The organism is Jannaschia rubra, assembly GCF_001403735.1.
Taxonomy (GTDB): Bacteria; Pseudomonadota; Alphaproteobacteria; order Rhodobacterales; family Rhodobacteraceae; genus Jannaschia; species Jannaschia rubra.
Genome location: NZ_CXPG01000021.1, coordinates 388,667 through 399,847 on the forward strand (window position 1 = coordinate 388,667; position 11,181 = coordinate 399,847).

An 11,181-nucleotide genomic window follows, 5' to 3' on the forward strand; every position below is an offset into this window, starting at 1 on the left:
GATGAGTGACTTGCTGAACCAACTGGCCTTCGGCTGGTTTCCATACTTCGCCATCACCGTGCTGATCGTCGGTTCGATCCTGCGGTTCGACGCGGATCAGTATTCCTGGCGCTCGCAGTCCAGCCAGTTTTTGCGTCGACGCCAGATGACGATCGGCTCCAACCTGTTTCACATGGGGCTTCTGGTCTTGTTCGTGGGGCATTTCATCGGCCTTCTGACTCCCGTCGGTGTCTTCGATGCGGTGGGCGTCACCCACAGCTTCAAGCAGATCACGGCCATGGTGGTGGGGGGCATCGCCGGTGTGATGGCGCTGGTCGGTGCGACCCTTCTGCTGCACCGGCGCCTGTTCGATGATCGGATCCGACGCAGCTCCTCGGTGGGCGACATCGCGGTGCTGGTCCTGCTCTGGTTGCAGCTCGTCTTCGGCGTCGCGTCGATCTGGTGGACGGCCCAGCATCTCGACGGCAGCGAGATGGTGCAGTTGATGGGATGGGCGAACGCCATCGTCGTCTTCGACGCCGCCGCACCGGGCCAGCTGGCCGAGGTCGCCTGGATCTACAAGTTGCATATCATCCTCGGCCTGATCCTGTTCACGATCACGCCGTTCACGCGCCTCGTGCATATCTGGAGCGTGCCGATCTGGTTCCTGTTCCGGCCGGGCTATCAGATCGTGCGCAGCCGCCATCCGATCGGCAAGCGACGCGACATTCCGGCCGGACCCTCGCTCCCGGGCGGCGGACAGACGGTGGCGCGACAGGCGTCGGAAAGCGGAGGGTCGGGCGCATGACCAGGCATGAAGTTCCCCGGCTCAAGCCAGAGCCTCGACCAGCGCCGCAGATGATGAACGCCTGCCAGTCCGGCGGCTGCGGCGGCGGTGCACCCGCGCCACAAAAGGCGCCGCCGGTCTTTTCGACGGTTCGCGTCAACGGGGTGGAGATCGATCCCGATGCCATCGCGCAGGAAATGCAGCACCATCCGGCATCGGACGCCGATGCAGCCTGGCGCGGGGCCGCCCGCGCCCTCGCCGTCCGCGAACTGCTGCTGCAGGAGGCGCGGCGGCTGGACATGGCTTCACCGGCCGCGGGAGACGAGATGGATGAGGATGCGCTGATCTCGGACCTGCTGGAGTCAGGGGTCGTCCCCGAGGAAGCCGGCGACGAGGAGTGCCGCCGCTACTACGAGGCGAACCGCCAGCGGTTCCGGACACCGGACCTGTTCGAGGCATCCCACATCCTGATCGAGCCGGACGGAGACGGGGTCGAGGCATGGTCAACCGCAGGCATCCAGGCGCGGCGGATCGCGACGGAGGTGGGCGACGATCCTACGGCCTTCGCGGCCGCGGCGCGCGAGTATTCCGGCTGCCCTTCGGCGCAACAGGACGGATCCCTTGGCCAAGTGCGGCGCGGCGAACTGGTGGCCGAGGTGCAGCAGGCCATCGAGGCGCTGTCTCCCGGCGAGACATGCCGCCGGCCCATCCGCTCCGGGTTCGGCTGGCACGTGATCCGCCTCGCCCGCTGCATCGAGGGGCAGATCCTGCCTTTCGAAGCGGTCCACGAAAAGATCGCCGACATGATGGCGGCCCGCGCCTGGACGATGGGGGCGGCCCGATACGTGGCAGATCTGGCTCAACGGTCCGAGGTCGAGGGGATCGTCATCGAACCGGAGGTCGGATCATGATGCTGGGCGACGTGCTGGCCGCCGCGCAGCGGTCAGGCGCGGATATCGAGACATGGCTGAAACCGGCCGATCCCGACCTCTGGCAGACGTTGAATGCCCAGGCTGCGGCCGGCCGGGAGGACGCCGTCACCTTCGCCCGCGCCGCCATAGCCGATTTCTCGAACCGGGCGGGTGAGGAGGATTGGGCTATGCTGGTATCCAGGATGCGCGACGCCGACGATCCGGGCCGTGCCCTCCTGATCACGATGATACGGTGGCGCCTGGGCATCATCCGAAAGGAGACGTCGGGTGCAAACGAGGAGATGACGCCATGAACGATCCCGTCGGCAAGAATACGGAACGCAGCGGCCTGAACCCGAAGCTGAAGTCCGTCGAAAACACCTCTCGGGATACCGAGACCTCGACACGCCCGCCGGCCGAGAGCGCGTCCGTTCAGCATGACGACAGCCGGGCTTGGCCGATCATCTGGATCGTGGTCACGGTCATCTGCGTCCTCGTCGCGGCATATCTCCTGCTTTGGTAGGCAGCCGGGAAACCCTTCGGGTCGATGACACGGCCCGGGGTGTTGGCAGCGACTACGATGGTCGTCGCCCGCGCGCCCCGGGGAAGTGCGCTTCTGCCCATGCCTTCGACAGGACTACTTCGACCATCTTCCCGTGGCGACACCTCGCGTTCAAGGCCAGCGGACCGCAGAGGTATCTCCAGGCTCAGCCGTAGTAGCGGTCCAACGCGTCGCGAACGGCAGTTTGGTCCTCTGGCGGCATCTTCTCAAGGCTCTGAATGCAGAACGACGCGAAAGCGCCGGATTCCAGCGCCGCCAAGGTGGCCGCGAGCGCGCGCCCCGTTGGGCGCCCGGGTCTGACGTATCCGACGTCGCGGGGCGGTATCACGCGCGCCCCGAGTTCGAGTTCGAGATGATGGGTGAGCCCGATGGGCGAGACCTGTTCCGGCATGCGGAACCGATGGCCGGCCTGCGCGCGCAGCGCTTCCGCATTGCCATCATAAAAGGCGGCAAGGGTCGAACGCCGCATCGGGTGCGGTTGATGTTCAACCAGGAGGTAAGTCTTCCGTCGCCCGACCCGCCGCGCCGCAGAACGCTGGGCGGCGCCGTAGCCCGGCCGCCGGCCTCCGAAGGTCTCCTTCAGCCATTGCAGAGCCGGGGCCGGCAGAGGCTTCATCGCTCCCCGCAATACCGGGATCGGTCCATTGAAATAGTCTTCCGGCTCCATCTCGCGGCCCACGAAGATGTCGTCGTTGAGATAGATGAACCGCTCCGCCAGACCCGGAATGCGGTGCATCATGGTCTCGATGGAGCGCGAGGAGAAGACCGGCAGCAGGTCGGCATGGGCGCCGAACGCATCCGCGTGATCCACAACGCGGACTTTGCCGGACGGGTCGGACAGGGCATCGAGCGCTGCCGGCCGCTGACGGTCGGTCAGGACGTGGATGTGTCGCAGGAACGGGCAGAACCGCAGAAGCGAGGCGAGCGCATAGCGGATTTCGCCGGAACTGGTGAAGCGGACCGGCCCGGCGGCGTCGGCATGGGCCGCCGGATCGCGGTATTGCGCGCGCCGGGCCGCGTGGGCCGGGTCTGCGCCATCGACCCAGGTCACCACCGCGTCGATGGCGTCGGCGGGCGCTTCTTTCGTCACCGCGCTCCCTCCTCCGCGAGCAAGGTCCGGTAGATCGCGATCAGCGCCTCCGCCTCTCGCTCCAGCGAGAAATCATCGACGACATGCGTCCGCGCAGCCGCCGACCAGCGCTCCAGCATCGTCGGGTCCGACAGCGCATCGTCGAGCGCCTGCGTCATCGCCGGCGTGTCGTCGCGGTCCACCAACCGGCCGGTTTCACCGTCGACCAGCAGTTCCTCGAACGCGCCGACGCGAGTGGCCAGCACGGGAACGCCGCACGCCATGGCTTCGAGCGGAGTCAGCCCGAACCCCTCCCAGCGTTGGGGCGCGACGAACAGGTCGAGCGCGCGATACCAGTCGGCTACCTCGTCCACCGGAACCTCTCCACAGAACCGGATGCGGTCCGACAGGCCGGCAGCGTCGATCCGGTCGCGCAACTCCCGCTCGAACCCGCGATGCGCGTCCGTCGCGCGGCCAAGGACCATGCCGGTGACATCGTCGTGCCGGGCGACGGCGGCGAGCATCGCGTCCACGAAGACGTCCGTCCCCTTCTGGTGCCGGATGCGCCCGAAACACCCAACCAATCGCCCGTCGGGCAGACCGAGCCGCGCGCGCAGGGCAGCACGGGCCGCATCGTCGCCGGGCGGCGCGAAACGGTCGGTGTCGATGCCATGATGGATGACGGTCGCCGGCACCTCAAGGTACCTCGCGCCGCGCGCCGAGGTCGCCACCACCGCATCCATCCGCGCAATCAGAGCGCGGGTGTAGCCCGAATGGGCCCGCTGCGAGGCGGAGGTGAACATCAGCGCCAGGTTCTTGCGCAGCACTCCCCGCAAGAGCAGCCCCAGCAGCATCTCGGTGTTGCGCCGCGCGTGCCAGACCCGCCGCGTCCGCCGCGGAAGGAGCGCGACACGCCAAAGCGGCAGATGCGGCGTCGACGCCGGCAGGCCCGGCCCCGTCGCGCGGATCGCGATGGACCGCGCCTGCAAGGGGACAAGCCGCGCAATGGTCGCTGTCACCCCCGACAGCCGCCGCTTGAGGTTCGGGGCGAGGACGCTGGGCCCATCCGAGGGCACGGGAAGTGGCGGCACGGGGTCGGACGATGGCACGGACGGACCTCGCGGGGGCAGGAGCGGAAAGCGTGACCGCCAGATAACGCAAGGCCCCTCCCCATGCAAAGCCCCGCCGCCGCGCCTGAACAGGTTCGCCCTTGCCCAAAGGCGTGATAGGAGCGGCCAGCAGGACAGGACGGACCATGGACAAGCAGATCATTTGCATCAACTGGGGCACCCGCTACGGCGCGCGCTACATCAACAACCTCCATGCGATGGTGGCCCGCAACATCACGCCCCCCTTCCGCTTCCATTGCTTCACCGACGTCCGCGAAGGGGTCCACCCGGACGTCGTCTGCCACGATCTGCCGCCGATGCCGGGCGCTGTCCCGCGCAAGTCGCGGGGCAAGTGGCAGAAGGCGCGGCTCTGGGCTTCCGATTTGGGCGGGCTGTCGGGTCAGGTGCTGTTTCTCGACCTCGACGTGGTGGTGACGGGGTCGCTCGATCCGTTCTTCACGTTCGGCAATCCGGACGACGTCGTTCTGGCGCGGAACATGGCCAAACCCCTGCACCGCCTCGGCCAGACGTCGATCTACCGCATGCCGGTCGGGAAGCTCGCCCCCCTGCAGGAGATGTTCGCCGCCGACCCGGAGGGCGTCGCGGCCGAATACATCTATGAGCAGCATTTCGTGACGCGGAACGCGCCCGGCGGCATCGTCTTCTGGCCCCGCAGTTGGGTGCGGCACTTCCGCATCGAGTGCATCCGCAACTTCCCGCTGAACTACGTCCTTCAGGCCCGGAAACCCAAAGACGCTCGGGTCGTGATCTTCGCTGGCAAGGTCAATCCGCCCGATGCGATCCTGGGGCAATACGACGACAAGACCCCGCACCTGTCCCGCCGCGCCCATATCGCCCGCGCCCTGCGCAGCAAGCGGAAGCTGACCGCGCTGCGGTCCTATCTGCTGCCGACCGACTGGGTGCGCGAGGCGTGGCAGATGGACGAGCCGGACAGCACGCCGACCAACGGCTCCGGCACCGACTGAGGGCGGCCCGGCCCTCAGTCCACCCAGCGCCCTTCGTGCACGGCCGCCTCGACCTCCGCGACGTCCTCCGCGCTCATGCCGTAGTCGCGGACGGCGGCATCCGCGTCGATATAGCCGCGCGCCAGGTCGCGCCGCACCAGCGCGGGGTCGCGGTCGGCTGCCGCGCCATAGCCCGCCCCGCCCGGCAGGCCCAGCATCACGCGCCGGCCGTGGGGCACGAACTGCTTGCCCTTGCCGCGCATGGGCGTGCCGTCGTCTTGTCCGATGGTCGTGGCGCCGCCCGCCGCCCCACCGCGCCGGCCCCGGGCCGGATGGTCCACCCGGTCGAACATGGCCTGGAAATCGAACTCATGCCCCTCGCGCGCGCCGACTTCCATGAACTGCCCCAGTCCGCCGCGTCGCTCGCCCGCGCCCCCCGATCCGGGCCGCAGCTCCTTGCGCCAGATGACGACGGGGCCCGCATGTTCCGTGGCCTCGACAGGCATGGTCATTACCCCCGACGGAAACGCCGTCGCATTCAGGCCGTCATGCGCGGGCCGGGCCCCTGCCCCGCCCGAATTGAAGATCAGCACCTCGGCTCGCCGCGCGCCGTTCGGCGCCGGCGCGTCGGTCCGGGGCCGCAGCGAAAGCTGGAAGTTGCACAGGCACCCCGCCCCTTCGGCCGGCACGACGCCCGGCAGGATCTTGTCGAGCGCATCGTAGACTGCATCCGGCACGAAATGCCCGATGATATGGCGCAACGCCACGGGCGCAGGGTGGACGGCGTTGACGATCGTGCCCTCGGGCGCGCTGATCCGGAAGGGCGCGAGGGAGGCCGCATTGTTGGGGATCTCCGGCGCGATGGCGCATTTCAGGGCATAGCAGGCATAGGCCTTGGCGTAGACCAGCGGGCAGTTGATGCCTTTCGGGTCCACGCCGGACGTGCCCGCGAAGTCGGTCAGGATGTGGTCCTCGGCCACGGTCAGCCGCACCTTCAGCGTGATCGGCGTGTCGAAGCCGTCGACCGTCATCGACCCCTCGGCCGACATCCGCGGCAGGGCGGCGATCCGCTCCAGCGTGGCGCGGTGCGAATTGTCGAGGATGAACTCCGCGATCCCGCTCAGGTCATCTAGCTCGAACTCCTCCATCATCGCGCTCAGGCGACGATGGCCGATGTCGTTACAGGCCGCGAGCGCATACATGTCGCCCACGAGCTGGTCGGGTTCGCGCACATTGCCGCGCACGATCCGCAGCAGGGTTTGGTCGACCTCGCCCCGGTCGGCGAACTTCATGATGGGCAGATACAGCCCTTCCTCATAGACGCTGGCCCCGTCCGCGCCGAAGCCCCGCCCGCCGATGTCGACCACATGCGCGGTGCAGGCGAAGAAGCCGACATGCCGGCCTTTGTGGAAAGACGGCGTCACCATGGTGATGTCGTGCAGGTGGCCCGTCCCTTCCCAAGGGTCGTTCGTGATGTAGACGTCGCCTTCGTGGATGTTGTCGCGTCCGATCCGGCGGATGAAATGCGCGACGGCGTCGGCCATGGCATTGACGTGCCCCGGCGTGCCCGTGACCGCCTGCGCCAGCATCCGGCCATCGGCATCGTAGACCCCCGCCGACAGGTCGCCCGCCTCGCGCACCGAGGTGGAGAATGCCGTCCGCACCAGCGCCTGCGCCTGTTCCTCGACCACCGAGATCAGGCGGTTCCACATCACCTGATAGGCGACGTTCGACGGTTTCACGGATGTCATGGCGCGTCCTTCCGGGTGATGTCGATGCAGCCGTCCGATTGCCTGAGCGCGCAGCGGCTGGATGGGACGATGATCGTGGTCTCGTCTTCGGTGATGGCGGCGGGTCCCTCGACGGTGTCGCCGTCGGTCAGACCGGCGCGGGCGATGACCGTGGCATCCACCCTCCGCGCCAAGGCAGGGTCGAACAGGGAGCGTTGCGCGGTGGAGCGCGCGGGCTCCCCCGCGCCGACCGGCTCGATCCGCGCGACCGTCTCGGGCGGGGTCGTCGCGTTCACGGACCAGACCGTGATCTCGACGTCGAGCCCGGCGACGGTGCGGCTGAACAGGCGGGCGTAATCCGCCTCGAACAGTGCCAGGAAGCTGGCTGCATCAGGCGCCATGGCCTGCGCTTCGGTCAGGGTCACGGGGATTTCCCAGCCCTGCCCGGTATAGCGCATGTAGACCTTGAACTCCGACAGGATCTCGCTGTCGGCGTCGCAGGTCCGCACGAAGCCCGTCGCCTCGTCTCGCAGGTCGGACAGAAGCGCCTTTATGGCGTCCGGATCGAAATCCGAGAGCCGCATGTAGACCGACCGCGTCGCCTCGAACGAAAACGGTGCGCGCAGGAAACCGATGGCCGAGCCCACGCCCGCGCCGGGCGGAACCAGCAGGCGGTCGATCCCCAACTTTTCGCAGAGGCGACCGGCGTGGAGCGGCGCCGCGCCGCCGAAGGCGATCATGGTGTAGCCCGCAAGGTCCTCGCCATTCTCGACCGCGTGGACACGGGCGGCATTGGCCATGTTCTCGTCCACCACCTCGGCCAGCCCGAAGGCTGCCTCGGTCGCGTCCATGTCCAGCGGCTCGCCCAGAACCCGCGTCAGCGTCCCGATCGACGCCTCGGGGGAAAGGCGGATCGACCCGCCCGCGAACCCCTCGGGGTCGAGACGGCCCAGCGTCAGGTCGGCATCGGTCACGGCAGGCCGATCGCCGCCGCGACCGTAACAGGCAGGCCCCGGCTCCGACCCGGCGCTCTCGGGGCCGACACGGATCTGGCGCATCGCGTCGACATGGGCCAGCGATCCGCCGCCCGCCCCGATCTCGACCATGTCGATCACGGGGATCGAGATCGGCATCCCCGACCCCTTCTTGAAGCGATATGTCCGCGCCACCTCGAACACGCGCGCGGTCTTGGGCGTGCGGTCGCGGATGAGGCAGATCTTGGCCGTCGTCCCCCCCATGTCGAACGACAGCACCCGGTCGAGCCCGTGGCGCGCGGCGATGTCTGCGGCGAATACCGCGCCGCCCGCCGGCCCAGACTCGACCAGCCGGACGGGAAACTCCGCCGCGCTTTCCAGCGATATGATCCCCCCGCCCGAGTGCATCAGGAACACCGGACATTCCGCCCCCTGTTCGGCTAACCGCCCGCGCAGCCGTCCCAGGTAGGATTTCATCAGCGGCTTGATATAGGCGTTGGCGACGGTGGTGTTGAAGCGCTCGTATTCCCGCATTTGCGGCGATACTTCGCAGGAGAGCGAGACGGTCACGTCGGCCAGACGCTCGGCCAGCACATCGCGGATCATGCGTTCGTGGGTGTCGTTGAGATAGGAGTGCAGCAGTCCCACCGCGACGCTCTCGACGCCCATCGCGGCGATCCGGTCGGCCAGCGCCTCGACCTCCGCGCGGTCGAGCGGGATGAGGACGTTGCCACCCGCATCGACCCGTTCACGCAGGGTCAGACGCATCTGCCGCGGCAGCAGCGGCTCCGGCAGTTCCAGGTTCAGGTCGTATTGCTCGAACCGCGACTCGGTCCGCATCTCGATCACATCGCGAAACCCCTCGGTGGTGATGAGGGCGGTCTTCGCGCCCCGCCGCTCGATGAGGGCATTGGTGGCCAGCGTTGTTCCGTGGATGATCTGGTGAATGTCCGCAGGCACGATCCCGGCGCGGTCGCAGACCTGCCGCATCCCCTCCAGGATCGCGTCCTCGGGCGCGGCATAGGTCGTCAGCACCTTGGTCGAGACGCGCTGGCCGTGACATTCGAGCACGACGTCGGTGAAGGTGCCACCGATGTCGACGCCCATGCGAATGGAATCCCGTTTCATCGCGTCCCTCGTCCTGCTGCTGGGCGGAGCCTAGTCCGCACGCGGCGTCCCGCGCCAATCGTTTGACGCGATGGGGGCGATAAACCGGTGCGTTCAGCCGACCATCGTCAGGGCCAGCCGCGCAGCCTGCGCAACGTGGGGAGCGGCACGACCTTCATGGAACCGCGCGGCGAGCGACAGCGGCGCAGGCAGCCAGCCGGTGTCGAGCGCGACCAGTTCGCCCGCCGCAATGTGACGCGCCGCGATGGGCTGTGGCAACAGCGCCACGCCGAGTCCGTCGACCACCATCTGCAGGCAGGAGGCCATGCTGCTCGACGGGACAAGCCGTGCGGCCGGGACCCCGAGCTTTGCCGCCTGCGCCGAAAGTTGCGCGAAAGCTTCGGTATGCCGGGCATGGGTCAGGATAGGCTCGGCCGCGAGTGAGATCAGGTCGGGCCGGTCGGGAAGGCCTGCGGCGGCAGAAGGTGCGGCGAGCCAGACATAGGGTGCCTGCCCGAGGTCGATCACCCCGGTCGTGTCCGTGGCGAAGGGCGCGGTCTGGATCGTCAGGTCCAGGGCCCCCGCCGCCAGATCGCGGTCCAGAACGCGCGACAGGTCGACCGTCAGTTCGACGCTGAGCGACGGCCACCCGTCCTTGAGCGCGCGCAGGTAACGGTGGAGCCAGGTGCAGGCGACCAGTTCGGTCACGCCCAGCCGCAGCCGGCCTTCCACAAGATCGGGGCGTTCCGCGACGTCGATGAGCGTCTCGGCTTCGGCCAGGATGCGCCGTGCGGCCGCCAGCACGGCCTCGCCGCGCGCCGTCATCCGTACCGAACCCGCATCTCGCAGCATCAGGACATGGCCGAGCGTCTCCTCCAGCCCGGCGATGCGCGACGAGATATTGGGTTGCGTGGTGTTCAGATGCTCGGCCGCGCGACGGAACCCGCCGAGATCAGCGACGGTGACAAGCGCCTCGATCTGCTTCAGGGTGAAGGCGTTACCGATCATGGGCGGTCGTCCCCGGTGCGACTGCGTCGGGTCGGTGTATCTTGGCCGGCCTTCGCGCTCAACCGGTCGCGTCAGACCACTGTCGATTGCCGCATGGACGACATCAACGTGACCTCACCCATGGCGGTGCCGGGATAGGTAATCCGAAGATCGCCGGATGTCGGGTCGAACAATACCCGCCGGGGCCGCTGACCGCCCAGATCACTGCCCGCAACCGGAATGGAAAGCGTCGAAAGATGCCGCATGCAGGCCGCCGCGATCTCACCCCCCACATCACGGCCGCGTCCAAGGGTGCGCGCCCCGCCGGCGGCCTGCGCGATCAGATCCCGCTGGGCGACGCCCATGCGGGCCATGGAAGCCACGAGGCGGTCGATCTCCGCCGTCACCGCATGACTGCCCGCCGGGCCGGCGTCGACGGATTGGAAAATGTGGTTCATACCCCCAATGCGGGCTGCCGGGGCGTGCAGGAAGATCGCCACGCAGGACCCCAGCGTCGCCGCAAGTCGCAGATCCGCCCGATCCGAGACGAAATGGGCACCCTGTCCCACCTCCCGCCACGGCGCGCGGTCGACGGTCGGAAATTGCCGGGTCATCCACACCGCCTGTCCCTGATCCTTCATTCACGACGCCTTTCATCCGGTCCCGGGCAGGATGGCACTCGAAACCTCACCAAAGTCCTAAAGGGCGTGACCCCATCCTGACTTCCCCGACGGCAAGCGCAGACCGGGATCGCGACCGGAGGCGCCGATGCGGGATGGGACGACACCGACCGGCCGGCGATTGCCGATCGTCGCGACCGGCGCCACGGCGGGCGCTGTGGCCGGCATGATTGCCATGCGGGGGTCCGACGAACGGATTTGCATCGGAATTTCCGACGGTGCGATGCTCCTGGACATGCGGCGAAAGGACTTCACCGCCGAACCGTCGCGGCTGATGGGCGGGGATCTGTCCCGACCCGTCGCCCTGATCCGCGACGCCGG

11 protein-coding genes are annotated in these 11,181 nt (G+C 68.2%); 5 read left to right on the forward strand and 6 right to left on the reverse strand.

The annotated features are described in order from the left end of the window. The first annotated feature begins 1 nt into the window (after nt 1). The 4 genes from narI to JAN5088_RS15485 are packed head-to-tail and all read left to right on the forward strand — an operon-like array spanning nt 2 to nt 2,200. Nucleotides 2–787, forward strand: a complete 786-nt coding sequence (narI, locus tag JAN5088_RS15470) for a respiratory nitrate reductase subunit gamma (protein WP_055683713.1) — start codon at nt 2–4, stop codon at nt 785–787. Next, entirely contained in the window at nt 784–1,677 is an 894-nt protein-coding gene (locus JAN5088_RS15475; RefSeq protein WP_082430042.1) for a peptidylprolyl isomerase, read from the forward strand. Before narI ends, JAN5088_RS15475 begins: the two co-directional genes overlap by 4 nt. After that, nucleotides 1,674–1,991: a hypothetical protein gene (locus JAN5088_RS15480; RefSeq protein WP_055683715.1), complete on the forward strand. Its 318-nt coding sequence runs from the start codon at nt 1,674–1,676 to the stop codon at nt 1,989–1,991. Before JAN5088_RS15475 ends, JAN5088_RS15480 begins: the two co-directional genes overlap by 4 nt. After that, nucleotides 1,988–2,200 (forward strand): hypothetical protein, encoded by a 213-nt coding sequence (locus tag JAN5088_RS15485; RefSeq protein ID WP_055683716.1) that lies wholly within the window; start codon nt 1,988–1,990, stop codon nt 2,198–2,200. Before JAN5088_RS15480 ends, JAN5088_RS15485 begins: the two co-directional genes overlap by 4 nt. Nucleotides 2,201–2,384: 184 nt before the next feature. Here JAN5088_RS15485 and JAN5088_RS15490 read toward each other — a convergent pair whose 3' ends face one another. Beyond that, a complete protein-coding gene (locus tag JAN5088_RS15490) occupies nt 2,385–3,329 on the reverse strand; it encodes a stealth family protein (protein WP_280522495.1) in 945 nt (314 codons plus the stop codon). Then, nucleotides 3,326–4,384 (reverse strand): glycosyltransferase family 4 protein, encoded by a 1,059-nt coding sequence (locus JAN5088_RS15495; RefSeq protein ID WP_074962680.1) that lies wholly within the window; start codon nt 4,382–4,384, stop codon nt 3,326–3,328. Before JAN5088_RS15495 ends, JAN5088_RS15490 begins: the two co-directional genes overlap by 4 nt. A gap of 179 nt (nt 4,385–4,563) precedes the next feature. Here JAN5088_RS15495 and JAN5088_RS15500 point away from each other — a divergent pair, with 179 nt between their 5' ends. Next, nucleotides 4,564–5,403 carry a hypothetical protein gene (locus JAN5088_RS15500; RefSeq protein ID WP_055683717.1) on the forward strand — a complete coding sequence of 280 codons (840 nt, stop codon included), beginning with the start codon at nt 4,564–4,566 and terminating at the stop codon, nt 5,401–5,403. A gap of 14 nt (nt 5,404–5,417) precedes the next feature. Here JAN5088_RS15500 and JAN5088_RS15505 read toward each other — a convergent pair whose 3' ends face one another. From JAN5088_RS15505 to JAN5088_RS15520, 4 genes are all read right to left on the reverse strand, one after another. Next, nucleotides 5,418–7,133, reverse strand: a complete 1,716-nt coding sequence (locus JAN5088_RS15505) for a hydantoinase B/oxoprolinase family protein (RefSeq protein ID WP_055683718.1) — start codon at nt 7,131–7,133, stop codon at nt 5,418–5,420. After that, complete coding sequence (locus JAN5088_RS15510) at nt 7,130–9,214, reverse strand: hydantoinase/oxoprolinase family protein (RefSeq protein ID WP_055683719.1); 2,085 nt, start codon at nt 9,212–9,214, stop codon at nt 7,130–7,132. Before JAN5088_RS15510 ends, JAN5088_RS15505 begins: the two co-directional genes overlap by 4 nt. A 93-nt stretch (nt 9,215–9,307) precedes the next feature. After that, the gene (locus JAN5088_RS15515) at nt 9,308–10,201 is read right to left on the reverse strand and encodes a LysR family transcriptional regulator (RefSeq protein ID WP_055683720.1); all 894 of its coding nucleotides are present in this window, start codon (nt 10,199–10,201) and stop codon (nt 9,308–9,310) included. Between the two features lie 71 nt (nt 10,202–10,272). Beyond that, complete coding sequence (locus JAN5088_RS15520) at nt 10,273–10,680, reverse strand: chemotaxis protein CheD (protein WP_158448495.1); 408 nt, start codon at nt 10,678–10,680, stop codon at nt 10,273–10,275. Nucleotides 10,681–11,181: the final 501 nt, after the last annotated feature.

What these genes read in the sequence shown, in the direction of transcription:
- JAN5088_RS15480 (WP_055683715.1), top strand. Translation starts at nt 1,674, where the DNA reads ATGATGCTGGGCGACGTGCTGGCCGCCGCGCAGCGGTCAGGCGCGGAT.
- JAN5088_RS15515 (WP_055683720.1), bottom strand. Translation starts at nt 10,201, where the DNA reads ATGATCGGTAACGCCTTCACCCTGAAGCAGATCGAGGCGCTTGTCACC.
- JAN5088_RS15505 (WP_055683718.1), bottom strand. Translation starts at nt 7,133, where the DNA reads ATGACATCCGTGAAACCGTCGAACGTCGCCTATCAGGTGATGTGGAAC.
- JAN5088_RS15485 (WP_055683716.1), top strand. Translation starts at nt 1,988, where the DNA reads ATGAACGATCCCGTCGGCAAGAATACGGAACGCAGCGGCCTGAACCCG.
- JAN5088_RS15510 (WP_055683719.1), bottom strand. Translation starts at nt 9,214, where the DNA reads ATGAAACGGGATTCCATTCGCATGGGCGTCGACATCGGTGGCACCTTC.
- JAN5088_RS15475 (WP_082430042.1), top strand. Translation starts at nt 784, where the DNA reads ATGACCAGGCATGAAGTTCCCCGGCTCAAGCCAGAGCCTCGACCAGCG.
- narI (WP_055683713.1), top strand. Translation starts at nt 2, where the DNA reads ATGAGTGACTTGCTGAACCAACTGGCCTTCGGCTGGTTTCCATACTTC.
- JAN5088_RS15500 (WP_055683717.1), top strand. Translation starts at nt 4,564, where the DNA reads ATGGACAAGCAGATCATTTGCATCAACTGGGGCACCCGCTACGGCGCG.